Raw genomic sequence first — 25436 nt, 5'->3', positions numbered from 1 at the left:
GGAGATGCGTCAGCGTCTCAGCGGTACCGGTTCCGGACGTCGGCGGCCCACGCCGTGACATCGGTGCTGCGCAGCAGTGAGGTGCCGATCAGCAGCCCGGCGAAGCCCTGTCCGAGCAGGTCGGCGGCGACCGCCGCGTCGTGGATGCCGCTGGCGCTCACCGGGCAGAGCGTCCCGGCGGCCCGTAGAGCCGGCAACAGGGCGGTGCTACGGGTGAGTTCCGCCGTACCCCGCTCGCGGATCTTGATGTCCTTGTTGTTGACCGCCAGCACGCACTCGGCGGCGTGCGGCACCGCGGCGATCTCCCGCTCGGTGGTGACCTCGACGAACGGCGTCAGGCCCGCGGAGAGCGCGGCGGTCACCATCCGGGCCAGCACCGCGGCGGGCAGCAGGCCGGCGGTCAGCAGGACCGCCGACGCGCCCAGGTCCCGGGCGGTGGCCAGCTGGTCCCGCCGGGTGACGAAGTCCTTCTGCAGGACCGGCCGGGTGGTCCGCCGGGTCACCTCGCGCAGCAGGTCCGGTGACCCGCCGAACCAGTGCCCGGTGACCACCGAGAGGCAGGGCGCGCCGGCCGCCTCGTAGGTGTCCACCACCTCCGCCGCGCTGCGGCCGCCGAGCAGATCGGTGCCGTCCGGATCACGCGGCTTGATCTCCATGATCAGCGGGAGGTCGGCGGTCAGCAGCGTGGACAGGAATCCGGACAAGGGTCACCTCAGCGGCTCGGGAACGGTTTGCCAGGCCCGGGCGATCGCACCGATCAGCCCGGGGTCGAAGCCGCCGAGGGTGTCGCGGGCGCCGGTGTCGACGTCGACACCGTGCAGGCTGGGGCCACCGATCAGGTCGTGGTAGCCGCCACTGTCCGCGGACACTCCCCCGGCCAGCAGGAACGGGACGTCCAGGCGCGGCATCAGGGCGCGCACCTCGGCCGGGTCCAGCCGGTGGCCGGTGCTGCCGACCCGCCCGGTCGCGGTGGTCTTGTCGAGCAGGAACATGCTGGTCCCGGCCCGCTGGTAGGCGCCGATGAACCGGTCCTCCAGGCACTGCCCGTCCCGTAGGTGCAGCACCTTGAGGACGGACAGGCCGGGATGGGCGCGGCGCAGCGCGGCGACCGCCCCCGGCGTCTGGTAGGCGTGCAGTTGCAGGTGCCGGATCCCGGAGAGCGTGAGCGCCTGATGCAGGGCGTCGACGGCGCCGAGGAAGGTGACGAGCACCGGGTTGATCCCGGCGTCGCGGGCCACCCCGGCCAGCTCCACGAGCCGGTCCAGGGACAGGTCGGCCGGGCCGCCGGACACGCCGTACCAGAGCCCGACGTAGTCGGCGCCGGAGGCCGCGAGCAGCCGCACCTCGGCGGCCGAGGTCGCGCCGCACACTTTGAGCAGGGCACCCTGCCGGCCGGTGCTCATAGCCCCAGCGTCGCAGCGATGCGGTTGTACTGGATCTCGTTGGTACCGGAGTAGATGGTCGCGCCGACGGCGTTGCGCAGATCCTTCTCCAGGCCGTACTCGGCCATGTAGCCGTTGCCGCCGAAGATCTGCACCGCGTCCAGGCCGGAGGCGACGTTGGCCTGACTGGTGAGCAGCTTCGCGATCGCGATGTCGGCGGTGACGTCCTGGCCGCGCTCGAGCTTCTCGGCGGTGTCGTAGAGCCACTTGCGGGCGGTCTCCAGGCGGACCTTCATGTCCACGATCTTGTTGGAGATCGACTGGTTGGCGCCGATCGGCCTACCGAACTGCATGCGGGTGCGGGCGTACCCGACACACCGTTGGAGGCGATGGGCCATCTCGCCCACCTGGACGATGAAGGTGAACAGGATCTCCCGTTTCATCACGTGGTCCAGGACCATGAAGCCGCCGCCGATCCGGCCGACCACGTTGGCGGCCGGGACGCGGCAGCCGTCCAGGAAGATCTCGCTCAGCGGCGACGTGCGCAGTCCCATCTTGTGGAAGGGACCGCCCACGCTCAGGCCGGGAGTGTCCCGTTCCACCAGGAACGCGGTCACCCCCAGAGCACCACCACCGGGGTGGGAGCGGGCGTAAACCATGATCAGATCTGCGATCGGGCCGTTGCTCACGAACGTCTTGGCGCCGGTGAGGACAAAATCGTCGCCGTCGCGTTCGGCCCGGGTTCGCATCTTCAGCGCGTCGGAGCCACCGTCCGCCTCGGTGATGGCGTGGGCTCCGATCGACTCGCCGGAACAGATCCGCGGCAGGTGCCTGTCGCGCAGTTCCGGGCGGCCGAACTTCTGCAGGGGAACGCCGACGCTGGCCATGCTGGTGGTCGCCGAGAAGCTCAGGCCACCGTCCCGGCAGCCCTCGCCGAGACCTTCCAGGACGTACATGGTGGTGAGCAGGTCCTGGTCCAGGCCGTTCCAGTCGGTGCCGAACGGCAGGCCCAGGACTCCGGTGTCCCGGATCAGCTTCCACTTGTCCCAGTCGAACGTCCCGGCCGCGTCACCTTCGACGTGACCGGAGCTGAGGGCGTCGTTCCAGCGGCCCAGGCCGTCGCGGAGAGCGACCTGGTCGTCGTTCCATTCGATCATGATGACCCCGGGGTGTGTGCGTCAGTAGTGGCTGGAGCTGCTGCCGTCGAGGTCGTGCACCTCGTCGCCCCGCAGCGCGGGGGTGAACACGCAGACCAGGCGGAGATCCTCGTGCGGGCTCGCCACCAGGTAGTGCGCGTCGTGCTGGTCGAGGGCGTAGAGCGTGCCCGGGACGATCGGGTGCGAGTTGCCCTGCATGTCGACGACCTCGCCGGAGCCCGCGATGCAGTAGCAGGACTCCATGTGGTTGCGGTACTCCAGCAGCGACTTCGTGCCGGCCCGGACCACCGTGTCGGTGATGCTGTAACCGATCCGGTCGTTCTCCAGCAGGAAACGGCGGCTGACGCCGTTGCCCCACTCGACGGTCTTGACGTTCTCCAGGTTCCTGATGATCACGTGAGACTCCTGTTCCGATGGTGGAGGGGATCAAGGTCCAGGACGAGTTCCCGCAGTACGGGTACGACGTCCCGGCCCTCGGCCAGAGCCGTTTCGACCCGGGCGACACCGGCGCTGCCGACGATCACGCCGTCGGCCCCGGTGGCGCGTACGGCCGCCACGTCCTGGCTGTTCCGGACACCGAAGCCGACGGCGATCGGTGCCCGGGTACCCGTGCGCAACGCTGCGACGGACACGTTCAGGTCGCCGTATCCGGCTGCGGGCGCGGTGCCGCTGCGGCCGTAACGGGCGACGAGGTAGACGTACGCGGTGGCTTCCGCGGCCGCCTCGGCCAGCACCTCGGGACGGGAGGTGCCGTGGTAACAGGTGGTGACGACGGGCAGTCCGGCCGCCCGCGCCGACGCGTGGTACGACTGCCGCAGCCGGGGCGGCAGCGCGTGCAGCAGCACACCGTCGGCGCCGGACCCGGCGATCCGGTCGAGCATGTCCGGCAGCGGATGCCCCTTCAGGCTGTGGCTCCAGTCGGCCAGCAGCGCGATCCGGGTGGTCCGCAGCCGCGGCCGGATGCCGGCGACGAAGTCCAGCACCGCGTCCAGGTCGACACCCGCGCGCAGCGCCCGCTCCGCCGACCGCCTGATCACCGGCCCGTCGGTGACCGAACCGGGGAACGGCACGGCCAGCTCCAGGCAGGCGAGCCCGGCCTCGTCCAGGGCGAGGACCGCGTCCCGCAGCACGTCCAGCGGCGGGTCACCGGCGTTCAGGAACAGGGCCAGCCCGGGACCGCCCGCGAAGAAGTCAGCCATCGGTGCGCATCCGCATGACCAGGGCCAGGACCGCGCCCTCGCGCAGCGCCTTCCCGGCCTCGGCGACCGCCGGTTCCCAGGCGGTGGCGTGCCCGCCGGCCAGGGCGAGCGCCGCCGCGTTGAACGCCACCGTCCGGGTCGCGACGTCCCCGGCGGACCCGGCGACGACCTCCAGGAATCGGGCCGCCGCACCGGCCGGGCCGGTGCCCGGGCGGAGGTCGGCGAGGGTGCCCCCGGACGGCGCCGGGAGCGCCGGCACCGTCCCGGAGTTCGTGTCGACGGTGTTCACCGCGAACGGCAGCAGCTCGTCGGCCCCGGCGTCGTTGGTGGACAGCCAGATCCGCCGGTCCGGCACGGTGGCCGCGAGGTCGCGCAGCAGCGGCAGCACGGCCGGGTCGGAGACGCCGGTGACCTGGGCGGTGACCGGCAGCTCGGCCAGGAACGGGCCCAGCGTGTTGAGGAACCGGCCGAACGGCCGCAGCCCGGCGGGCAGGATCAGGCGGGCCAGCCGGGTCAGCTCGGCCGGGTAGACGAAGCCACCGGCGAAGGCCAGCCCGAACCGGTCGAGAGAGTCCTCGATCTGCGGGTACGAGCCGGCCGGCCGGATGCCGAGGCGCTCCAGCAGGTCGATCGACCCGAGCACGCCGGTGTACGCCCGGGAGCCCGACTTCACCACCGGCACCCCGATCGCCGCCGCGGTGAAGGCGGCGGCGGTGGAGATGTTGAAGGTCGCCGGTCCACCGCCGGTGCCCACCACGTTGACCGTGCCGGGCCGCCGTTCCGGCCCGGTGGCGCGGCGGCCGGCGAACGACTCCAGCAGCGCGGCCGACGACACCGGGCCGGGCAGCGCGCCGGCCAGCGAACCCAGCAGGGCCAGCGCGTCGTCGCGGTCCAGGCTCCGGTCCCGCAGCGCGTCCCAGAGGGCGTCCCACGACTCGCGGCTCACCTCGGCACGGCGCTGCAACAACAGCTCGACGGTGGGGTGCACGGTGCTAACGCCCCCCGACCGCGGAGACGGCGGCGCGGGTGACGAAGGCGTCGATGGCCAGCACCGACCGGAAGTTGTCCGGGTTCAGCTCGGTGTCGTCGACGACCACCTCGAAGCGGTCCTCCACCCAGGCGATCAGCTTGAGCACGCCCAGGCTGTCGACGACACCGCTCTCCATCAGGTCCAGGTCGTTCGCCAGCTGGTCGGCGGGCACGTCCGGGAGGAACTCCTCGAGAACGAACTGCCGAATCGTGTCGATGTTTGTCATGACGTCCTTCCGGGAATCGGTTCGGGGGTCAGCAGTTCTTCGGCTGCGGAGCGGTCCAGCTTCCCGGTGGAGGTCCGGGGCAGCGGGACGTCCACGATCCGCAGAGTCGACGGGACGGCGGCCTTGGGCAGGTGGGCGGCGCAGTGCAGGCGCACCGTCAGGCTGTTGACGGCGCTGCCCGGCACCCGGGTCAGCACCGCGGCCAGTTGACGGCCGGCCACCGGGTCGGTAGAGGTCAGCACGGCCGCGTCCAGCACCCCGTCGCACTCACGGAGCACCGACTCGACCTCGGCGGTGTTGATCGCCGTACCGCGGATCTTGATCTGGAAGTCGGTCCGGCCGATCAGGGCCAGCGAGCCGCCGGAGTCCCGCCGGACCAGGTCGCCGCTGCGGAACCACTGCCGGTCGTCGGACCCGAGCGGGTGCCCGGTGAACTTCCCGGCGCTGCGGGCCGCGTCCAGGTAACCGCCGCTCTGGAAGGGGGTGGTGACGTACAGCTCGCCGGTTCCGGGGCCGTCGACCGGCTGCCCGCCGGAGTCCAGGAGCAGCACGTCCACGCCGGGCAGCGGCACGCCGAGCGGCGCCGGACCGGACCGCCCGGGCTCCAGTTCGGCGATCAGGCTGTCGTTGGTCTCGGTGCAGCCGTACACGTTGTGCAGGCGCGCGCCGGGGAACAGCCAGGGCAGCGCGGCGAGGGTGTCCGCGCCGATCACGTCCCCGGTGACGAGCACGTGCGACACCCCGGCGAAACCGATCGCCCCGGAGTCCAGCAACAGGTTGTACAGCATCGGCACGCCCTGGATCACGTCCACCGGGTACCGGCGCAGCAGGTCCGCCAGGTATCCGCCGTGCGCCGCGCGGGCGGTGTCGGCGAGCACCACCCGGCCGCCGTACGCCAGGGTGGTCCACACGTCGAGCAGGCACAGGTCGAAGTTGAGCGGCGCGTAGCTGAACACCGACCGGCCCGGCCCGATCCGGAAGGTCCCGGCCGCCCAGGCGGCGAACGCGTCGACGGCCCGGTGCGGCAGCGGCACGATCTTCGGCAGCCCGGTCGACCCGGAGGTGGTCAGCATGAAGCCGATGGAGTCCGGGTCGACCGCCGGCCAGGTGACCTCGCCGGCGGGCGGCAGCAGGTCCTCCTCGCGCACGATCGTCCGGCAGCCGGCCTGGTCGAACAGGGTGTCCAGGGTCTCCGCGGCCAGCGACGGCGACGGCAGCAGGAAGCGCCGCCCGGTGAGCAGGCAGGCCAGGACCAGCGCCAGGGCGCCCGGCGACTTGGCGGCCAGGACACCGACCGGTTCGTCCGGCCCGAGCCGGTCCAGTAGGGGCCGCTGCCCGGCGGCCAGGGCGGCGAGTTCGCCGTAGGAGATCTCCCGGTCCGCCCAGGCCAGCGCCGGCGCGCCCGGGTCACGCCGGGCGTGCTCCAGGAACGCGGCGGCCACCGCCGGAACGTCCGGCCGGGGTGACGGGTCAGTCATCGCCGGCTCCCAGGGTGACCCAGCCGCCCTTGAGCGCGATCCCGCGCGGGGTCGCGCAGGTGAACGCCACCACCGTGCCGGCGGTGTCCGGCCGGAAGGTGACCTCGACCGGCTCGTCCGGGTGGACCGGCGCGGAGAACCGGCAGCCCACCGCGCGGACCCGGGCCGGGTCGCCGGCCGCGAACAGGTCGGCGGCGAGCTCGGTGACCAGGGCCACCACGTTCATGCCGTGGGCGATCACGCGATCGAACCCGGCGGCGCGGGCCGCCTCGTCGTCCAGGTGGATCGGGTTGAGGTCGCCGGACGCCTCCGCGTACCGGGCGATGTCCGCCCTGGTCAGCGTCACGGTCCGGGTGACCGGTTCGCCGGGGCCGGAACCGGCCGGCGCGGTGAGCGGCGGCATCGCGCCGAACGGCTCCGGGGCGGTGGCGCCGGTCAGCAGGACCGTGGTGACCATCGCGCAGACCGGGTCGCCGCCGTCGCCGCGGACCTCGGCGCGCAGCCCCAGCCGGACCCCGCGGCCCTCCTTGCGGGCGCCGACGACCTCCAGCCCGGTGCTCGCCGTCTCGCCCTCGCGCAGCAGCCGGTGCACCGCGAACTCCTGGCTGACGTGCACCTGGGCGCCGGTCCCGCCGATCCGCCGGGTGGTCTGTTCGAACTCGGTGGTGGACAGCACGAAGGGGTGCACCGGCGACGGCCCGGGCACGGCGGCCGGCCCGATCGGCGCCCGGACCGCAGCACGGTAGGCGACAAGCGCGCTCATGCGGGGCTCACCACGAGCGCGGCGTTGTGCCCGCCGAACCCGAACGAGTTGCTCAGCGCCGGTCCGGCGGGTACCACCCGCGCCGCTCCGGCGACCACGTCGAGATCCATTCCAGGCTCCGTCTTCTGGTGATTGGCGGTCGGGGGCACCAGGCCGTGCCGCAGCGCGAGCACGGTGGCGACGAACTCCACCGCGCCGGCCGCGCCGATCAGGTGGCCGATGGTGCCCTTGAGCGAGGTGACCGGCGGCTGGTCCGCGCCGAACACGGTGTGCAGGGCGCGGGCCTCGGCCCGGTCGTTGTGCGGGGTCGCGGTGCCGTGCGCGTTGACGTGCCGGATGTCGTCCGGCCGCAGCCCGGCGGCGGTGATCGCGGCGGTCATCACCGCGGCCGCGCCGTCCCCGCCGGCCCGCGGCATGGACAGGTGGTAGGCGTCCGATCCGGAGGCGTACCCGCTGACCACCGCGTGCGCGGTGGCCCCGCGGGCGGCGGCGTCGGCCCGGCGCTCCAGCACCACGAAGGCCGCGCCCTCGCCCATCACGAACCCGTCCCGGTCCACGTCGAACGGGCGGGCCGCGGCGGCCGGGTCGTCGTTGCGTGCGGAGACCGCGCCGAGGTTGCCGAACGCGGCCATGGTGACCGGGGTCAGCGTGGCCTCGGCGCCACCGGCCAGCACGATGTCGGCCTGCCCGGTGCGCAGCAGCAGCGCGGCGTGCCCGATCGCGTCCGCCCCGCTGGCGCAGGTGTTCGCGATCGTGGTCGCCGGTCCCCGCCAGCCCAGCCGCATCGAGATCAGCGCGGCGGCGGCGTTCGGCATCGTCATCAGCGGCATCAGCGGGTTGACCCGGGCCGGGCCGTGCACGTCGTGGTTGCGGCTCTCCTGATCGCTGACGGTCCGCCCGCCGACGGCGTTGCCGACCACCACGGCGGTACGGGTGACGTCCACCGTGGGGGCCCCGGCGTGGGTGTGCGCGCTGAGGGCCGCGGCGAGGGCGTACCTGGCGAACGGGTCCATCCGCCGGGCCTCCTTCGCGCCCAGGTGCTCGTGCTGCTCGAAGCCGGCCACCTGACAGCCGATCCGGGCCTTGTGCCGGCTGGTGTCGAAAGTGGTCACCGGCGCGGCCAGCGAACGCCCGGCCAGCAGCGCCGGCCAGAACCCGGCGAGGTCGCAGCCGGCCGGGCTGACCACGCCCATCCCGGTGACGACCACGTCGGCGGCGACGCTCACGGAAGGCTCGGGATCAGGTCGACCGCGTGGGCGGCCTCCAGGAAGCCCGCGGCGGCCACGTCGAGGTCCTGCGCCGAGTGCCGGGCGGTGACCGCGATCCGGAGCCGGGCCTGGGTGTTCGGCACCGCCGGGGAGACCACCGGCAGACCGATCACGCCGGCCTTGCGGCAGGCGGTGGCCAGGTCGTACGCCTTCTCGTCGGAGCCCGCGATGATCGGGATGACGGCGGTCTCGCTGGTGCCGGTGTCGATGCCGGCCTTGTTCAGCGTCTCCCGCAGCCGGGCCGACTCGCGCTGGATGTGGGTGACCCGGTGCGGTTCGGCGTCCAGGATGCGCAGCGTCTCCAGGGCCGCGCCGGCCTGGGCCGGGGCCAGCGCCGCGGAGAACAGGAACGGCCGGGCGTTGAACCGCAGGTGGTCGATGAGCGCCTGCGGGCCGGCCACCCAGCCGCCGGTGGCGGGCACCGCCTTGGAGAGGGTGCCGAGCTTCACGTCGACCAGGGCCCGGCCGCCGAAGTGTTCCTCGATGCCGCGGCCGGTAGCGCCGATGACGCCGAGGGCGTGCGCCTCGTCGACCATCAGCAGCGCGCCGTGTGCGTCACAGACCGCGCGCAGCTCGGGCAGCGGCGCGACATCGCCGTCCATCGAGTAGACGCTGTCCACGATGACCAGCTTCAGGCCGGTGCCCTTGGCGTCGGCGAGCCGCCGGTCCAGGTGCTCCGGGTCGTTGTGCCGGAACCGGGTGACGGTGGCGCCGCTGAGCTGGCAGCCGTCCACGATGCTGGCGTGGTCGAGCTTGTCGATCAGGACGGTGTCGCCCGGCCCGACCAGGGCGCCGACGGTGCCGACGTTCGCCGCGTAGCCGGAGCCGAACACCATGGCGGCCTCGCGGCCCATCGTCCGGGCGACCGCGGTCTCCAGCTCCTCGTGCAGGGGCAGGGATCCGGCCAGGGCGCGCACGCCGTGGGCGCCGGTGCCGTACTGGTCGACAGCCGCCTTGGCCGCGGCCTTGACCCGCGGGTCGCCGGCCAGGCCGAGGTAGCTGTAGCCGGACATCATCAGGTAGCGCGAGCCCTCGAAGTCGACGTACGGGCTGTCCTGCTCGTGGGTGAACGGCAGGAAGCTGTGCCGGCGATCGGGCTCGTACTCGAGTGCGCTCAGCCTGGTCCGGATGGCGTTCAGCTTCGGCTCGAGGCGCTGCCATCCCTCGGACACGGTCATCTGCTTCTCCTCCGCTTGGGTCTGGCGAAGTTTTACGGGGAGAAGCGCAAGCCGGGCGCAACACGGGGCGCCGAGCGTGCCGGTTGTTCAAATTTAACCAGTGGTTTTCACGGCGACCTTGACCGTTGTCGATAACTGATGACTATCCTCCGCTTCAGAACGCGATCATGCCGTTCTGTGCATCTCTCCCCTTTGGACGGACATTCACCGGGGAATGCCGTGCCGTCGCGGGAAAGTGGGATTTGATCATGTCGAAACGGGGACTCGAATGATGATCAAACTGGTCGGCACCGTGATGATCGAGACGCTCGGCGCGGCGCCCCGGCAACTCGCCAGCGCCCAGGCGCAGGTGGCGTTCGCCAGGCTCATCGTGGAACGGTCCAGCGGCACCAGCCGGGACCAGCTCGCCGACACGGTGTGGCCGGACGGGCTGCCGGACACCTGGGCCTCCGCGCTGCGCAGCGTGGTCAGCCGGGTCCGGGCGTTCGTCAGCGACGGCGGCTGCGACGAGACGCCGCCGGTGGTCGCCCAGGGCGGGCGCTACCTGCTGCGGCTCCCACCCGGCGTCACCGTCGACCTGGAGCGCGCCGAGGAGGCCATCCGGGAGGCGGACCGGGCGTTCGCCGGCGGGGCCCATCCCGAGGCCCGGCACGCCGCCGGGCTCGCCATCAGCTGCCTGAGCAGCCCGTTCCTTCCCGGGCACGAGGGTGAATGGGTCAGTTCGGTCCGGGAACGGCTGCACGGCCTGCTCGTCTCCGGCCTGGAGACGGCCAGCCTCGCCGCCGCCGCGCTCGGCGACTCCCGCGACGCGTTGCGGCTCGCGGACGAAGCGGTCCGCGAGGCTCCGCTCCGGGAGAGCGCTCACCGGTGCCGGATGACCGCGCACGCCGCCGCCGGCAACCGGGCCGAAGCCCTCGGCGCCTACCACCGGCTGCGGCGGGTGCTCGCCGACGAGCTCGGGGTCGACCCGGCGCCGGAGACCCAGGCCGCGTACGTCGAACTGCTCGGCTCCGGTGGCACGCCGTCCCGTCCGGAACCGTCCGGGCGGATCAGCGAACGGGTGCCGTTCGTCGGCCGGGCCGCCGAGCTGGCGGACGTCGAGGAGTCCTGGGCGGCGGCGGTCCGCGGGCAGGCCCGGGTCGTCCTGGTGGAAGGGCCGGCCGGCATCGGGAAGAGCCGTTTCCTCGGTGAGGCGGCGAAGCGGATGGCACGCAACGGCGCGATGGTCATTTTCGGACGTTGCCACTCCGGCAGTACGGTGCCCTACCAGCCGTACGTGGACGCGCTCAGCGCCCTGGTGTCGGGCGCGCCGGACGGTGGCGTCCCCGGCCTGACCGCGGCCGCCCGGGTGGCGCTGGACGTGGTGTCGGTGGCGAACCGGCCCGGGCCGCTGCACCGGGCCGCCCTCGCCTCCGCCATCGTCGACGTGTTCAGCGAGATCAGCCGGGACCAGCCGGTGCTGCTCCTGCTGGAGAACATGGAGGCGATCGACCGCGCCTCGATGGCGCTGTTCGGCAGGCTGCTCTGCGAGGAGCGCGCGCTCCCGCTGCTGGTGCTCGGCACCGCCGGGACGCCCTCCCCGGTCACCTCCCGGTTCCTGCAGGCGTTCAGCGACGCCGACGTCAACGGGGTGCTGCGCCGGGTCGCCCTGGGCGGGCTGACCGATGCCGAGATACGCCGGCTGCTGTACGACGCCGCGCCGGACACCGCCGGGCTGCCCACTCCGAAGCAGCTCGCCGCGGACACCGCGGGCAATCCATACCTGCTGCTGGAGCTGCTGCGCCGGCCCCGCGGCGGCCGCGCCGACGACCTGCCGCCGGCCCTGCTGGAGTTCGCCGCCAGCCAGCTCGGGCGACTCGCCCCGGCGACCCGGGACCTGTTGCGCCACGCCGCCGCGGCCGGGCCGGTCTTCGAACTCGACCTGGTCGCCGGGGCCGCCGGGCTGAGCCAGGCGCAGGCGTTCGGCGCGCTGACCGAGGCCGGCGCGCACGGGTGGGTCGCCGAGGCGCCGGACACCCGGCCGGGGCACCGGGGCCGGGTGTACCGGTTCACCCAGGACGTGCTGCGGCGTGCGGTGTACCGGTCCGCCGCCCCGGCCCACCGCAGCCACCTGCACACCCTGCTGGCCGACGCGATCGAGGGCCACCGCCCCGGCGGGCTCGCCGGGTACAGCACCCAACTGGCCCATCACCGCGCCCTGGGCGCGGCGCCCACCGGGGACTCCCGGGCGGTCCGCTGGGGGTGGCGGGCGGCCGCCGAGGTGGCCGGGCAGGGCGCCGCCGAGGAGGCCGTCCGGCTGCACCACCAGGCCCTCGGGCACGTGCCGCCGGGAGAACCCGACCTGTTCGCCGAAGCGCTGATCAATCTCGGTCTCGCCCAGCTCGAGGCCGGCGACAACGGCGAGCAGAACCTGCTCGACGGCGCCATCCGGTCCCTGCACCGCGGGCACGTCGCGATGGCCGCCCGCGCGGTGCTCGGCCTGTCCGAGGTGGTGCGGACCCGGCCCCAGCTGCTCAGCGAGGTCCTCGCCCTGCTCGACTCGCTGATGCGCAAGGAGGCCGACGAACTCGACCCGGTGCTGTACGGCAGGCTGCTGGCCCGCGGCGTCCGGCTCGGCGCCCTGGTCCCCGACCGGGCGGCCGCCGACACCGCGCTGACCGCGATGGGCCTGGTCCTCGGCGAGCTGACCGGCCCCGATCACCGGGACCGGCGGCACCGGCTGGGGCAGGAGATGCTGGACGTGGCGATCGCGGTCGAGGACCCGGCCGCCCAGCTGGTGGCCGCCCACCACGTCGCGATGGCCGCCGACCTGGCCGGCGAGGAACCGGCCCGGTCGGCCGCCCTCGCCGCGCTGGGGCAGGCCACCCGGCTCGGTGGCGGCACCGCGGCCGGGGCGGCCCTGTTCGGCGAGCACCTGGTGGCCGAGGCGGTACGGCAGGGCCGGTTCGTCGACGCGATGGCCGCGGCCCGGATGGTGCGCCCACTGGCCACGCCGATCCCCGGGGTGGACCCGGCGCCCGGCACGATGGCCGCCCGGCAGCTGCTGATCGCCCGCTGGCTCCGGGCCGGCTGCTGGCCGACCTGGGACGACAGCTTCGCCCGCGGACTCGCGGCGGTCGAGCACTCGCTCACCACCATCGTCGGCGGCGAACGCGGCATGCCGCACCTGACCATCCGGGCGCTGGCCACCGGGGCGCTGCCGCTGCCCGAGGGGGACGACCTGCTGCACGTGCTGGGGATCCTGGCGATGGGCGCGGTCGAACTCGGCGACCCGCGCACCGCCGAGGCGACCCGGGCGCTGCTCGCGCCGTACGCCAGTCACCAGTGCGGCGTCGGCTACCGCAGCTTCGTCGGCCCGGTCTCGTTGCATCTGGGCCGGCTGGCGGTGCTCGGTGGCGACTGGCCGGCCGCCGAACGGCACCTGACGGTGGCCCTCGCCCAGCTCACCGAGCGGGGCGCCAAGCCGTGGATCGCCCTCGCGCAGGGGTCGATGGCCCGGGCGCTGGACGGGCGGGGGCGGCCCACCGACCGCCGGCACGCCGAAGCGTTCCGCCGCGAGGCGGCACAGACGCTGGCCACGGTGAGCCTGCGCCGCCCGGAGCTGGCCGTCAGCGCCTGACTCGTGGTGAGCCGCGGTCCGGACCGGACCGCGGCGTGCCGGGCCGCACGGGTGGGACGGTCAGAGGCGGAGGTGGGTGAAGGACTTCGGGTCGGTGGCGGCGGCCAGCTCGATGACCCGGCCGGCGGCCGAACCGGGCTTGCGCCCGTCCTCCATCGCGGACACCAGGATCATCAGCGGGCTGCGGCGGCAGGCGTACCAGACGTCGCACAGCTGCCGCAGCCCGGCCGGGTCGGCCAGATGGGCGTCGTCGAGCACCAGCAGGGTCGGCCGGCGGCAGGCGATCGCGCGGAGCCAGTGCTCGACGACGTCGCCGGCCCGCACCACGTGCGGGGCCTCCGGGTGGTCGCGGCGCCCGCCCAGCCGGGCGGCCACCTCGGGCAGCAGGCCGCCCACCGCCGCGACACAGCCGCGTAGTTCGGCGCGCAGCCGCTCGGCGCTCACCCCGCCGGCGTAGACGCCGAGGGCCTCCAGGAACGCGCCACCGAGCGGCGGCGTGCCGTCCTGCCAGCTTCCGTAGAGCACCTGCGCACCGGCGCTGTGCAGCCGTAACGCCACCTCGGCGGCGACCGCGCCGCGGTGCGACTCGCGCGGGCCGGAGAGCAGGATCAGCCGGGCGTCACCGGCGGCGGCCTGCCGCCAGGTGGCGGTGAGCCCGGACAGGTCCAGCACGATGGCGGATCCGTCCACGGCCCGGCGGGCCCAGTCCAGGTTGGCCTGCCTGTCGTCGGCGGCGAGGCGCAGTTCGTACAGCCGCTGGGTCTCCCGGCCGTCGCCGGCCGGCAGGTGGCCGCGGTGGACCAGGACCGTGGAGCCGGGCAGGCCGGGGCCGACGACCACGGCGGTCGGCGCGGTGACCAGGATCTGGCCCGGATCGGCGATCTCCAGCGCCCGGGACGGCAGCCAGTGGTCGGCGGGCGCGCGCCGGCCGGGTTCCGGCCCGGACAGCACGATCCGCGGCGCCTCCCGGCTGTGCCGCCCGGGCACCGCGGTGACGACCTCGACGGCGGCGCGGGCCGCGTCGTACGCGCTGGCGAACTCGGCCTCGATCCGCGCACCCCGGCGGCCGGGCGCCGGGCCGCAACCGGTGGCCGCCTGGACCGCGCCACCGTGGCCGGAGACGATCTCCTGGACCCGCTCGCATTCCAGGGTGTCGCCGGACGGGCCGAGTTCGGACAGGAAGGTGGTCGAGGAAACGCAGACGCCGGTCAAGCAAGCCTCCGTCAGTGCCGCAGCAGCTGTCAGGAAAATTAGCATCGATCGATGGTCGCCGCGGCCCGCCGCGGGGGTCGAACGGGCCGCGGCGGGCTCCTAGGTGGTGGAGATGCCACCGTCGATGCTGATCACCTGGCCGGTGAGATAATCGCTGCCCAGGATGAACCCGAGGCTACGGGCCACCTCCTCGGGCGAGACGAAACCGGGTACCGGCGATTTGGTCCGCATGCCGTCGACCACCTGCTCGGACAGGTTGCTGGTCATGTTGGTCAGCATGAACCCGGGTGACAGCGCGTTGACCGTGACACCGCGGCGGCCGCATTCGGCGGCGAGTGTCCTGGTGAACCCGATGACGCCGGCCTTCGACGCCGAGTAGGCGGTCTGGCCGGGCGAGGCGATCAGCCCGGACGGGGACACGATGTTGACGATGCGTCCCCAGCGGCGGCGCAGCATGCCGGGCACGCTCACCCGGCTGGTGTGGAAGGTGCCGATCAGGTTGGTCTGGATCACCCGGGTCCAGTCCTCGACCACCTGCATCGCCATCAACTGGTCGATCCGGACCGCGGCGTTGTTCACCAGCACGTCGACCGGGCCGAGCCGGTCGCTGATCTGCTGGTGCATGGCCTGCACCGCGTCCCAGGAGCCGACGTCGCCGGTGACCACCGTGGCGTCGTTCTGCAGTTTGCCGCGCAGGGCCAGGGCGTCCTGTTCGGACCGGTTGTAGTGGATCGCCACCCGGCAGCCGAGCGCGTCCAGCTCCATGGCCAGGGCCTGGCCCAGGCCACCGGACGCGCCGGTGACCAGGGCGACCGGGGATTCCGGCCGGTTGTCGCTCATCTCGTGACCCCACCCCAGTCGAGGAGCATCGAGCCCCAGGTCATGCCGGCGCCGAAGCCGGCCAGCAGCACCCGGTCGCCGTCGCTGATCCGGCCGGCGTCCAGGGCCTCGGTCAGGGCGATCGGCACCGACGCCGACGCGGTGTTGCCGAACCGCTCCAGGTTGGTGATCAGGCGCTCGGGCGGCAGCCCGGTGTGCGACATGATCGAGTTGATGATCCGGATGTTCGCCTGGTGCGGCACGAAGTGGTCGATCTCGCCGGCCTCCCGTTTGCCCGAGGCGAGGGTCTCCCGGATCGAGCGCACCGAGAACCGGACCGCGTTCAGGTAGATCTCGTTGCCCTTGATCCGGGCGAAGTGCAGCCCGTCCCGGACCGTCTGCTCGGTGGTCGGCATCCGGCTGCCGCCGGCCGGCACCTTGAGACTGCCGGTGCAGGCCCCGTCGGCGCCCAGGTTCCAGGACCGCAGCCAGGTGGCCGGGGTCGGGGTCAGCACCACCGCGCCGGCGCCGTCCCCGACCAGGATGCTGAGATCCCGGTCGTCGGGGTCGACGGTGAGCGAGTGGGTGTCCGAGCCGATCACCAGGACCGGGCGCGGGTCGAGCGCCATCCAGGCCGCCGCGGTCATCAGGCCGTAGACGAAACCCGAGCACTCGGCGTTCACGTCGTGGGCGCTGCCCGCGATGTCCAGTTCGTGGTGGACGAACGCCGAGGTGGCCGGGGACGGCTGCTCGGGCGTCGCGGTCGCCACGATCAGGTGGGCGATGTCGGCGCCGGTCAGGCCGGCCTTCTCCAGCGCCCGCCGGCCGGCCAGCACGGCGAGACTCGCGGTGGTCTCGCCGGGAGCGACGATCCGCCGCTCCCGGATACCGCAGCGGCTGACGATCCAGTCCTCGTCGACACCGAAATGATCGGCCAGTTCCACGCTGGTGCGTACCTGATCCGGTACGGCCATGCCCCAGCCGGTGAGTGCGAAGCCGCTCACGCCTAGACCTGCTGCGGGACGAGCGCCAGGATCCGGCCGTGCACGGTCCGCAGGGTGGTGGTCTCGTCCATGTCCTTGAACAGCGACTCGTCCGCCGGGATGTGCGGGTACTGCTCCTGGAAGCCGTACAGCCACTCCATCAGGTCCAGCGAGTCGACGTCGGCGATTCGCTGCAGCGCCGCGTCCGCGTCGACGACCTTGGCGCCGGAGACGGCCTGGAGCTGGGTGGCCAGGTCCTCAACGGTGGGGATCTCCATCGGAATCGTTCCTCCTCGTTCGTCGGGACAACGCGGTGTGCTTGCCCGGTCAGCAGCTAACGGGCCAGGCGCAACAGAGGCGCAAGAACACCGTGTTGCGCCGGGCTTGCGCCGGGCGGTTTACCTCAGACGGCCCGTGCAGACGACCAGAGAGGACCCGCCATGACGGCAGTCGAGACACCGGCGCTGAACCCCGAGGTGGACGCGATCCGCCACCACTACGAGATCAGCAACGAGCTGTACCGGATCATCCTCGGCCCGGCGATGATGTATTCCGGCGGCTACTGGAACGACGGCGAGGACCAGCGCGCCGTGCACGACGAGGCGCAGATGCGCAAGCTGGACGCCTTCGTCGAGCTGGCCGGCGCCGCCGGGGCGGACAGTGTGCTGGACATCGGCTCCGGCTGGGGCACCATGCTGGACCGGGCCACCACCGTGCACGGTGTCGGGCGTGGTGTCGGCGTGACCCTGAGCCGCACCCAGCAGGAGTTCGTCCGGGCGATCGGCAACGACAAGATCGACATCAAGGTGGAGAGCTGGGAGGACCACACCACCGAGACGCCGTACGACGCGGCCTTCTGCATCAACGCGATCGAACACTTCGTCCACTCGAGTCTGTCGCCCCGTGAGCGGACCCGGCGCTACCAGGATTTCTTCACCAAGGTGCACTCGCTGCTGCGTCCGGACGCCGGTTTTGTGCTGCACGCGATGACCGCCGAGGCCCTGCCGCTGAACCGGGCCCTGCTGGCCGACCTGAAGTTCCTGCAGCGGGAGGAGTTCGCCGGCTGCCACATCCCGCACCTGAGCGAGCTGACCTCCGCGATGGAGGGGCTGTTCGACGTGGTGGAGATCCGCAACGAGCGGGAGTCGTTCAGCATCGCCTGCCGGGTGTGGCTGGAGCAGCTGGCCGAACGGCGGGACGAGGCGGTCGCCCTGGACGGCGAGGACGTGGTCCGCCGCTTCGAGCGCTACCTGGACATCTTCGCCTACACCCTCGAGGACAAGTACTTCAACAACTTCCGCATCGTGCTGCGGCGCCGGGGCTGAGGAGCCGTCATGAGCGAGACGATCAGGCATCTGCGAGTCGCGATCATCGGCACCGGGTTCTCCGGGCTCGGCATGGCGATCCGGCTCAAGCAGGAGGGCGAGGAGGACTTCCTCGTCTTCGAGCGGGCCGCCGCGATCGGCGGGACCTGGCGGGACAACACCTACCCGGGCTGCGCCTGTGACGTGATGGCGCTGCTCTACTCGTACTCCTTCGCCCAGAACCCGGACTGGAAGTCCACCTTCGCCAAGCAGGAGGAGGTGCTGGACTACCTGCGCGACTGCGTCGACAGGTTCGAGCTGCACCCGCACCTGCGGTTCGGGCACGCGCTGACCGGCGCCCGCTGGGACCGGCTGACCCGGCGCTGGCACATCGCCACCAGCCAGGGCGACTACACCGCGCGGGTGCTGGTCACCGGCACCGGTTACCTGAGCGACCCGAAGATCCCGGACCTGCCCGGCCTGGACTCGTTCACCGGCGAGGTCTTCCACTCGTCGAACTGGAACCACGACTTCCCGCTCGAGGGCAAGCGGGTCGCGGTGGTCGGCACCGGCGCCTCGGCGATCCAGTTCGTGCCGGAGGTCCAGAAGGTGGCCGGCCACGTCGACCTCTACCAGCGGACCGCGCCGTGGGTGGCCCCGAAACCGGACCTGGTGATCACCCCGGCCCAGCGCAAGCGCCGCCGGAACATGCCCACGTACCAGAACTTCCGGCGCAACTTCAACATGTGGGGCCGCGAGATCGTCGCGTTCCTGATGTCCGACCCGGCCCGCGCCGACAAGACCATCAAGGGCATGGCCGAGAAGAACCTGCAGAAGCAGGTCACCGATCCGGTCCTGCGGGCGAAGCTGACCCCGGACTACTCGGTCGGCTGCAAGCGGCTGCTGTTCTCCAACAACTGGTACCAGGCCATCCAGGAGCCGAACGTCGAGGTCGTCACGGACGGCATCGCGAAGATCGGCCCGGACTCGATCGTCACCACCGACGGGCAGGAACGCCAGGTCGACGCGATCATCATGGGCACCGGCTTCCGGGCCACCGACCGGCCGGTCGCGAAACTGATCCACGGCCGGGACGGCGTCTCGCTCAGCACGGCGTGGAGCGACGGGATGACCGGTTACCGGGGCACCACGGTGGCCGGGTTCCCGAACCTGTTCATGCTGCTCGGCCCGAACACCACGCTCGGCCACTCGTCGCAGACCGTGATGATCGAGGCCCAGCTGGCGTACGTGATCGACGCCCTCGCCCAGATGAAGGACCGTGACCTGGCGAGTGTCGAGGTCCGCCCCGAGGCCCAGCAGGAGTACAACACCTGGCTGGACGGCGCCCTGGACGGCACGGTGTGGAACTCCGGCGGATGCAGGAACTGGTACGTCGACGCCACCGGCCGGAACTCGTCGATCTTCCCCACCTACACCTGGCGTTTCCGGCGCAACACCCGCCGGTTCGACCTGGCCTCCTATCAGATCGCCACCTCCGCGGGCACCGAGCGACTGCTCGAACCCACCCGCTGAACCGCAGGAGTGTGAGATGACCAGCTACGACATCATCAACGAAGCGGTGCTCGACGCCGATCCGGACCAGGTCTGGGCGGCGCTGATCGCGGAGCTCAACGGCGCCCGTGCCTTCTGGGTGCCGGCCAACACCTTCCAGCCCGGCACGACACCGCCCGAGCAGGCCGGCGGCGAGACCGTGGTGACCGTACACACCAAGGGTGTCGACAAGGGCGGCCCGAAGCTGCGGTTCACCTCGCGGACCGTGGCCGTCGAACCGGGCCGCCGGCTGGCCGGCGAGTACGTCTCCGGGGCATTCCTCGGCACCAGCGAATTCCTGGTCGAGCCGCTTCCGGACGGCGGCACCCTGCTGTCGATGCGGTTCGCGGCCCGCCCGAACGGCTTCGTCAAGCAGCTGGCCAAGCTGGCCGACATCGGCGCCGAGCACGCCAAGGCGACCTCCGCCGCGTTCGCGAAGCTGGCGTCGCTGCTCGGCAGCACCCCGAGCGTGGTCCGGAGCGGCCGGTGACCGGCATCGGCACCGCCGAGCGGCTGCAGACCGACGACGGCGCCCGGCTGGCCACCTCCGTCACCGGGGGTTCCGGCCGCACGGTGGTGCTGGTGCACGGCTGGGGCGGGGCCCGGTCGGTCTGGGACACGGTCGCCACCCCGCTCGCCGTGCTGGGCTACCGGGTGGTCAGTTTCGACCTGCGCGGGCACGGCGGCTCCTCGACCGGCCGGGACGGCGTCAGTCTCGACCGGCTGCGCGCCGACCTGGGCCAGGTGCTGGACCGGTTCGGCGCCGAGGATCCGATCCTCGTCGGGCACTCCGGCGGCGGCTACACCGCGCTGGCGTACGCGGCGGCCGATCAGCGCCGGCTCGGTGGCCTGGTGCTGGCCGGCACCGCGGCGTACGGCCAGGACACCCCGGCCGGTGAGCTGCGGATGATGGGCAACCCGGTGTTCTCCTGGGCGCTGCGCCGGCCCGCACTGGGCCGCAGGATGCTCGGCGGGATGCTCGGGCCGGACGCCGGCCGGTCGATCGCCGAGCTGAACCGGGAACTGTTCGCGAGTGTCGAACCGGCGGTGCGCCGCGAGTTCTTCCGGATCTCCTGCGGGATGGACCTGCGTCCCGGGCTGGCCACGGTCACCGTGCCGGCCGTGGTCCTGGCCGGGGAGAACGACAAGATCATTTCCTGCTCGTACGGCGAGGAACTGTCCCGCACCCTGCCGCGGGGCCGGTTCGAGAAGATCCCCGGCGCCGGGCACCTGCTGCCGCTGGAGAGCCCGGATCACCTGGTCCGCGCCGTCACCGGACTGGCCTGAGGAGACCGTGGTGCCGAGTGCTGACAACCCGGCGGCGCCGGGCCGCTGGATCTCCGGGGCGGCGCCCGCCGGTGACGCCGTCCGGCTGTTCTGTTTCGCGCACGCCGGCGGCGGGGCCCGGTTCTTCCTCCCGTGGCGCGAGGCACTCGGCCCGGACGTGCAGGTCTGCCCGATCGTGCTGCCCGGCCGCGAGTCCCGGCTGCGGGAGGAGCCCCGGACCCGGCTCGGCCCGCTGGTCCGGGAACTGAGCGCGGCGCTGGCCCCGTACCTGGACCGGCCGTACGCCTTCTTCGGCCACAGTCTGGGCTCTCTGCTGGCGTACGAGACGGCCAAGCAGTTGATCGTGGAAGGTCGCCCCGGGCCGGCGGTGCTGCTCGCCTCCGGACGGCAGGCCCCGCAGCAGTCCCGGCAGTCGTCGCTGCACCTGCTGCCGACCGAACAGTTCCTCGACCACCTGATCGCGCTCGGCGGCACCGCGGCCGGCACCGGGCTGCGGCGCCGGCTGCTGGAGTCGTTCGTGCCGATGTTGCGGGCCGACTACGGGCTGACCGAGACGTACCGGACCGGGCCGGAGCCGGGGCTGTCCTGCCCGGTGGTCGCCTACCACGGCCGGCAGGACCCGGTGGCCACCGAGGAGCAGGTGGCCCGGTGGCGGGAGTCCACCACCGGGCCGTTCCGGCTGCGGATGTTCGACGGCGACCACTTCTACCACCGGGACGCGCCGGCCGCGGTGACGGCCGCGATCCGCGCGGATCTGGCCGCCGCCGATCTGCTGCCGGCCGGGATCCCGTGAAACGCCGGCTGTGGAAGATCTGGCTGGTCCTGGCGCTGCTGGCCGGCGCCGCCGTCTGGTACACGGACCGGCCGCCACTGTCGACGGTCGGGCGGGTGGCCTTCGACCGGAAGCTGGCGATCCCGCCGCTCGCGCCGTCGACGGTGGTGGACGGGTTCCGGACCTTCGACCTGACCGCCGCCGGCGGGGTGACCGACTTCGGTCACGGCGGGACCCGCACGGCCGGGTACAACGGCACCTACCTGGGGCCGACGCTGCGGGTGAAACGGGGCGAGCGGATCCGGGTCCGGGTCCGCAACGACCTGGAGCAGGACAGCACCGTCCACTGGCACGGCGCGATCCTGCCGGCTGCGGTGGACGGCGGCCCGCACCGGCCGATCCGGGCCGGCCGCACCGCCGACATGCGGTGGACCGTCGACCAGCCGGCGGCCACCCTCTGGTACCACCCGCACCCGGACGGGCACACCGAGGACCAGGTGATGCGCGGGCTGGCCGGGATGTTCCTGATCGACGACGACGATCCGCGGACCGCGGGACTCCCCCACGAGTACGGCGTCGACGACCTGCCGGTGATCGTGCAGGACCGGGAGTTCGACAGGCGCGGACAGTTCCGGACCCGGCCCGACTTCAGCAGCGACATCGGCGTGCTCGGCGACACGCTGCTGGTCAACGGCGTGATCGGCCCGTACCGCGAGGTCCGTACCAGTCTGGTCCGGCTGCGGCTGCTCAACGGCTCGGCCGGGCGGCCGTACGAATTCGGCCTCGTCAGTGATCATGAGGCCGGCGACCGCGGGTTCCAGGTGATCAGCACCGACGGAGGCCTGCTCGCGGCGCCGGTGGCGCGCACCCGGATCCGGCTCGCGGCCGGGGAACGCGCCGACATCGTGGTGCCGGTACGGCCCGGTGAACGCCTGACGCTACGCAGTCTGGCTCCGTCACCCGGCGAGAACCTCCTGGTCCGGCGCTTCGAAGGCGGCATGGACTCGTTCGACGTGCTGGAGCTGCGGGCCGCGGCCACCCTGACACCGAGCCCGCCGCTGCCGCCGGTGCTGTCCGATCTGCCGCCACCGGATCCGACCGGCGCCGCCCACGAACGGTCGTTCGAGTTCTACCAGCGCACCATCAACGACAAGAGCATGGACATGCACCGCACCGACCTGGTGGCGGTCGCCGGCACCAGGGAGATCTGGACGGTCCACAGCACACACCTGATGCCGCACATCTTCCACCTGCACGGTCAGCGTTTCCGGGTGCTCGACGTGGACGGTGATCCGCCGCCGGCCGAGCTGGCCGGCTGGAAGGACACGATCAACCTGCCGATGGGCGTCCGTTTCCGGCTGCTCGTCGAGTTCTCCGGCAACGCCGACGAGAACACCCCGTACATGTACCACTGCCACGTCCTGCGGCACGAGGTCGAGGGGATGATGGGCCAGTTCCTGGTCGTCGCTCCCGGCCGCGAGAAGTACGCCGCCATCCGCCACCACCAGTAACGAGAGCCCGGGAGAGCCCGCCATGGCACGTCGCCTGTTCACCTCCGAGTCGGTCACCGAAGGTCACCCCGACAAGATCGCCGACCAGATCAGTGACGGGATCCTGGACGCCCTGCTCACCGAGGACCCGCGCAGCCGGGTCGCGGTGGAAACCCTGATCACCACCGGTCAGGTGCACGTGGCCGGGGAGGTCACCACCCGGGCGTACGCCGACATCCCGAAGATCGTCCGGGACACCGTCCTGGAGATCGGCTACGACTCGTCGCAGAAGGGTTTCGACGGCGCGTCCTGCGGGGTCAGCGTGTCGATCGGCGGGCAGTCACCGGACATCGCGCTCGGCGTCGACGCCGAGGGGGCCGGTGACCAGGGGATGATGTTCGGCTTCGCCTGCTCGGAGACGCCCGAGCTGATGCCGCTGCCGATCGCCCTCGCGCACCGCCTCGCCCGGCGGCTGACCGCGGTCCGCAAGGACGGCACGGTCCCCTACCTGCGGCCGGACGGCAAGACCCAGGTCACCATCGAGTACGACGGACATCGTCCGGTACGCCTCGACACGGTCGTCGTCTCGTCCCAGCACGCGCCGGGCATCTCCCTCGACGGGCTGCTCAACCCGGACATCCGGGAGCACGTGCTCACCCCGGAACTGACCGGGCTGGACACCGACGGCTACCGGCTGCTGGTCAACCCGACCGGGCGGTTCGAGATCGGCGGGCCGATGGGCGACGCCGGACTGACCGGCCGGAAGATCATCGTCGACACCTACGGGGGTTACGCCCGGCACGGTGGCGGCGCGTTCTCCGGCAAGGACCCGTCGAAGGTGGACCGTTCGGCGGCGTACGCGATGAGATGGGTCGCCAAGAACGTGGTGGCGGCCGGCCTCGCCGAACGGTGCGAGGTGCAGGTCGCCTACGCGATCGGCCGGGCGGAGCCGGTCAGCCTGTTCGTGGAGACCTTCGGCACCGAGAACGTGCCCGCCGAACGTATCGAGAAGGCCGTTCGTGAGGTCTTCGACCTGCGGCCCGCCGCGATCATCCGGGACCTGGACCTGCTGCGGCCGATCTACCAGCGCACCGCCGCCTACGGACATTTCGGTCGTGACTTCACGTGGGAGGACACCGGCCGCGCCGCGGACCTGCGCCGTCTGGCCGAGTGACGGTTTGGACGCCCGCGTATCCGCCTGACGCTCTCACGTATGGATCGGGCGAATACATACGTGCTTGACTCTTTTCGACATCACGATCACCGGGAGGTCACCATGTCCGCAACCACGGACCGCCGAGCCGACGCCGCCCTCGGAGCCGCGACCGTGTCGACCGGGCTGATGGCCGGCCTGTTCTACGCGTTCGACGTCGCCGTCATGCCGGGGCTGGCGAAAGCCGACGACGAGACGTTCGTGTCCTCGATGCGCCACATCAACAGGGCCATCGAGAACCCGGTCTTCGCCGCCACCTACGTCGGCTCCCTGGCCCTGCCGGCCACCGCCGCCGTCCTGCACTGGCGGGCCGGCAACCGCAAGGCGGCCGGCTGGGCCCTGGCCGGAACCATCGGCTACGGCGCGGTCCTGGCGCTGACCTCCCGGTACCACGTCCCACTGAACCGCCGCCTGGACGCGGGCGGTTCCCGCTCGGCCTTCGAGAAACGCTGGTCCACCGCGAACCTGGGCCGCACCGCGATCACCACCGCCGCCTTCGCCTGCCTGGCCCGGGCCCTGCACCACAAGCCCTGACCCCACCCCGCACCACCGCGCACTAAAGTAGCGACGGTGAGCCGACCACTGCTGGCAGTTGACGCACCCAGCCTGTACTTCCGCGCCTTCCACGGGATTCCGGAGAAGGCGGCCCGGACCGAGGCCGGTGAGCCGGTCAACGCGATCCGCGGCTTTCTGGACATGCTGGCCCAGTTGATCCGCACCCGGCGGCCGGACCGGCTGGTCTGCGCGCTGGACGCGGACTGGCGCCCGGACTGGCGGGTGAAACTGGTCCCGTCGTACAAGCAGCACCGGGTGGCGCACGGCGACGTCGAGGAGGTGCCGGCGTCGCTGGAGAAGCAGGTGCCGGTGCTGCTGGAGGTGCTGACCGCGATCGGCATCCCGGCGTTCGGGGTGAGCGGGTTCGAGGCCGACGACGTGCTGGGCACGCTCGCCGCGACCCAGCCGGCCCCGGTCGAGGTGGTCTCCGGTGACCGTGACCTGTTCCAGCTGGTCGACGACGCCCGGCGGACCAGGTTGCTGTACTGCGGGCGTGGCGTGGCGAAGCTGGAGGACGCCGACGAGGCGCTGGTGATGGCCAAGTACGGGGTAGAGGCCCGCTGGTACGCGGATTTCGCGGCGATGCGCGGCGACGCCAGTGACGGCCTGCCGGGGGTGGCCGGGGTGGGTGAGAAGACCGCGGCCCGCCTGATCGAGCGGTACGGCGGGGTCGAGCAGATCCTGGCCGCGCTGGACGACCCGGACGCCGGGTTCGCGCCGGGTGTCCGGACGAAACTGGACGCCTCCCGCGACTACCTGGCCCGTGCCCTGCCGGTGTGCAAGGTGGCGCTGGACGTCCCGTTGCCGGAGTTCGACCCGGTGCTGCCGGACGCCCCGAAGGACGCCGAGACCCTGCTGGCCCTGGCCGAACGGTGGAACCTGGCGGGGTCCGCCCGGCGGCTCGTCGACGCCATGGCGGTGTAGCGGGTCACAACTGCTCAGTTCGTCGG

General features: G+C 72.5%; 25 protein-coding genes. 10 read left to right on the top strand and 15 right to left on the bottom strand.

The features are described 5' to 3' along the window. Nucleotides 1-17 precede the first annotated feature (17 nt). Genes Aco03nite_RS04395 through Aco03nite_RS04345 form a run of 11 tightly spaced genes read right to left on the bottom strand, consistent with a single transcriptional unit; the run spans nucleotide 18 to nucleotide 9681 of the window. Nucleotides 18-704, bottom strand: coding sequence for a beta/alpha barrel domain-containing protein (locus tag Aco03nite_RS04395; protein ID WP_203793288.1), 687 nt, complete (start codon nucleotides 702-704; stop codon nucleotides 18-20). Nucleotides 705-707: 3 nt separating this feature from the next. Beyond that, nucleotides 708-1403 (bottom strand): phosphoribosylanthranilate isomerase, encoded by a 696-nt coding sequence (locus tag Aco03nite_RS04390; RefSeq protein ID WP_203793287.1) that lies wholly within the window; start codon nucleotides 1401-1403, stop codon nucleotides 708-710. Next, entirely contained in the window at nucleotides 1400-2539 is a 1140-nt protein-coding gene (locus tag Aco03nite_RS04385) for an acyl-CoA dehydrogenase family protein (protein WP_203793286.1), read from the bottom strand. Before Aco03nite_RS04385 ends, Aco03nite_RS04390 begins: the two co-directional genes overlap by 4 nt. Before the next feature lie 21 nt (nucleotides 2540-2560). Beyond that, entirely contained in the window at nucleotides 2561-2935 is a 375-nt protein-coding gene (locus tag Aco03nite_RS04380) for an ectoine synthase (RefSeq protein ID WP_203793285.1), read from the bottom strand. Then, nucleotides 2932-3738, bottom strand: coding sequence for a tryptophan synthase subunit alpha (gene trpA, locus Aco03nite_RS04375; RefSeq protein ID WP_203793284.1), 807 nt, complete (start codon nucleotides 3736-3738; stop codon nucleotides 2932-2934). The genes Aco03nite_RS04380 and trpA overlap by 4 nt, the downstream gene beginning before the upstream one ends. Continuing rightward, on the bottom strand, nucleotides 3731-4726 hold the full coding sequence (locus tag Aco03nite_RS04370) for a hypothetical protein (RefSeq protein WP_203793283.1): 996 nt from the start codon (nucleotides 4724-4726) through the stop codon (nucleotides 3731-3733). Before Aco03nite_RS04370 ends, trpA begins: the two co-directional genes overlap by 8 nt. Nucleotides 4727-4730: 4 nt before the next feature. Then, on the bottom strand, nucleotides 4731-4994 hold the full coding sequence (locus Aco03nite_RS04365; protein WP_203793282.1) for a phosphopantetheine-binding protein: 264 nt from the start codon (nucleotides 4992-4994) through the stop codon (nucleotides 4731-4733). Next, nucleotides 4991-6472: an AMP-binding protein gene (locus tag Aco03nite_RS04360; protein WP_203793281.1), complete on the bottom strand. Its 1482-nt coding sequence runs from the start codon at nucleotides 6470-6472 to the stop codon at nucleotides 4991-4993. The genes Aco03nite_RS04365 and Aco03nite_RS04360 overlap by 4 nt, the downstream gene beginning before the upstream one ends. After that, nucleotides 6465-7235 carry a MaoC family dehydratase gene (locus Aco03nite_RS04355; protein WP_203793280.1) on the bottom strand — a complete coding sequence of 257 codons (771 nt, stop codon included), beginning with the start codon at nucleotides 7233-7235 and terminating at the stop codon, nucleotides 6465-6467. The genes Aco03nite_RS04360 and Aco03nite_RS04355 overlap by 8 nt, the downstream gene beginning before the upstream one ends. Continuing rightward, entirely contained in the window at nucleotides 7232-8461 is a 1230-nt protein-coding gene (locus tag Aco03nite_RS04350; protein ID WP_203793279.1) for a beta-ketoacyl-[acyl-carrier-protein] synthase family protein, read from the bottom strand. The genes Aco03nite_RS04355 and Aco03nite_RS04350 overlap by 4 nt, the downstream gene beginning before the upstream one ends. Beyond that, a complete protein-coding gene (locus tag Aco03nite_RS04345; protein WP_203793278.1) occupies nucleotides 8458-9681 on the bottom strand; it encodes an aminotransferase class I/II-fold pyridoxal phosphate-dependent enzyme in 1224 nt (407 codons plus the stop codon). The genes Aco03nite_RS04350 and Aco03nite_RS04345 overlap by 4 nt, the downstream gene beginning before the upstream one ends. Nucleotides 9682-9949: 268 nt before the next feature. Between Aco03nite_RS04345 and Aco03nite_RS04340 the strand changes: the two genes are divergently transcribed. Next, nucleotides 9950-13300 carry an ATP-binding protein gene (locus Aco03nite_RS04340; protein ID WP_203793277.1) on the top strand — a complete coding sequence of 1117 codons (3351 nt, stop codon included), beginning with the start codon at nucleotides 9950-9952 and terminating at the stop codon, nucleotides 13298-13300. A gap of 60 nt (nucleotides 13301-13360) precedes the next feature. Here Aco03nite_RS04340 and Aco03nite_RS04335 read toward each other — a convergent pair whose 3' ends face one another. The 4 genes from Aco03nite_RS04335 to Aco03nite_RS04320 all read right to left on the bottom strand — a co-directional run bounded on the left by Aco03nite_RS04335 (nucleotide 13361) and on the right by Aco03nite_RS04320 (nucleotide 16592). Next, nucleotides 13361-14512, bottom strand: a complete 1152-nt coding sequence (locus tag Aco03nite_RS04335; RefSeq protein ID WP_203793276.1) for an ATP-binding protein — start codon at nucleotides 14510-14512, stop codon at nucleotides 13361-13363. A 99-nt stretch (nucleotides 14513-14611) separates the two neighbouring features. Beyond that, nucleotides 14612-15352 carry a 3-oxoacyl-ACP reductase family protein gene (locus Aco03nite_RS04330; RefSeq protein ID WP_203793275.1) on the bottom strand — a complete coding sequence of 247 codons (741 nt, stop codon included), beginning with the start codon at nucleotides 15350-15352 and terminating at the stop codon, nucleotides 14612-14614. Then, on the bottom strand, nucleotides 15349-16335 hold the full coding sequence (locus Aco03nite_RS04325) for a 3-oxoacyl-ACP synthase III family protein (protein ID WP_203793274.1): 987 nt from the start codon (nucleotides 16333-16335) through the stop codon (nucleotides 15349-15351). The genes Aco03nite_RS04330 and Aco03nite_RS04325 overlap by 4 nt, the downstream gene beginning before the upstream one ends. Before the next feature lie 2 nt (nucleotides 16336-16337). Further along, nucleotides 16338-16592: a hypothetical protein gene (locus Aco03nite_RS04320; RefSeq protein WP_092541252.1), complete on the bottom strand. Its 255-nt coding sequence runs from the start codon at nucleotides 16590-16592 to the stop codon at nucleotides 16338-16340. A 162-nt stretch (nucleotides 16593-16754) separates the two neighbouring features. On the opposite strand from Aco03nite_RS04320, the gene Aco03nite_RS04315 reads away from it, so the two are divergent. The 9 genes from Aco03nite_RS04315 (at nucleotide 16755) to Aco03nite_RS04275 (ending at nucleotide 25410) form a co-directional block, all read left to right on the top strand. After that, nucleotides 16755-17639: a class I SAM-dependent methyltransferase gene (locus Aco03nite_RS04315; RefSeq protein ID WP_203793273.1), complete on the top strand. Its 885-nt coding sequence runs from the start codon at nucleotides 16755-16757 to the stop codon at nucleotides 17637-17639. Nucleotides 17640-17648: 9 nt separating this feature from the next. Further along, nucleotides 17649-19151: a flavin-containing monooxygenase gene (locus tag Aco03nite_RS04310; protein WP_203793272.1), complete on the top strand. Its 1503-nt coding sequence runs from the start codon at nucleotides 17649-17651 to the stop codon at nucleotides 19149-19151. Nucleotides 19152-19167: 16 nt separating this feature from the next. Further along, on the top strand, nucleotides 19168-19659 hold the full coding sequence (locus Aco03nite_RS04305) for an SRPBCC family protein (RefSeq protein ID WP_203793271.1): 492 nt from the start codon (nucleotides 19168-19170) through the stop codon (nucleotides 19657-19659). Next, the gene (locus Aco03nite_RS04300; RefSeq protein ID WP_203793270.1) at nucleotides 19656-20456 is read left to right on the top strand and encodes an alpha/beta fold hydrolase; all 801 of its coding nucleotides are present in this window, start codon (nucleotides 19656-19658) and stop codon (nucleotides 20454-20456) included. Before Aco03nite_RS04305 ends, Aco03nite_RS04300 begins: the two co-directional genes overlap by 4 nt. Before the next feature lie 10 nt (nucleotides 20457-20466). Next, nucleotides 20467-21249 carry a thioesterase II family protein gene (locus Aco03nite_RS04295; protein ID WP_203793269.1) on the top strand — a complete coding sequence of 261 codons (783 nt, stop codon included), beginning with the start codon at nucleotides 20467-20469 and terminating at the stop codon, nucleotides 21247-21249. Then, nucleotides 21246-22739: a multicopper oxidase family protein gene (locus tag Aco03nite_RS04290; protein ID WP_203793268.1), complete on the top strand. Its 1494-nt coding sequence runs from the start codon at nucleotides 21246-21248 to the stop codon at nucleotides 22737-22739. Before Aco03nite_RS04295 ends, Aco03nite_RS04290 begins: the two co-directional genes overlap by 4 nt. A gap of 22 nt (nucleotides 22740-22761) precedes the next feature. After that, a complete protein-coding gene (metK, locus tag Aco03nite_RS04285; protein ID WP_203793267.1) occupies nucleotides 22762-23892 on the top strand; it encodes a methionine adenosyltransferase in 1131 nt (376 codons plus the stop codon). 102 nt (nucleotides 23893-23994) lie between these two features. Further along, nucleotides 23995-24465, top strand: a complete 471-nt coding sequence (locus Aco03nite_RS04280; RefSeq protein ID WP_203793266.1) for an anthrone oxygenase family protein — start codon at nucleotides 23995-23997, stop codon at nucleotides 24463-24465. 36 nt (nucleotides 24466-24501) lie between these two features. Then, nucleotides 24502-25410, top strand: a complete 909-nt coding sequence (locus tag Aco03nite_RS04275; RefSeq protein ID WP_203793265.1) for a 5'-3' exonuclease — start codon at nucleotides 24502-24504, stop codon at nucleotides 25408-25410. The last annotated feature ends 26 nt before the right edge of the window (nucleotides 25411-25436 follow it).

Source organism: Actinoplanes couchii (assembly GCF_016862075.1).
In the GTDB taxonomy this organism is placed as follows: domain Bacteria; phylum Actinomycetota; class Actinomycetes; order Mycobacteriales; family Micromonosporaceae; genus Actinoplanes; species Actinoplanes couchii.
This window is presented reverse-complemented; position numbering and strand designations above follow the sequence as displayed.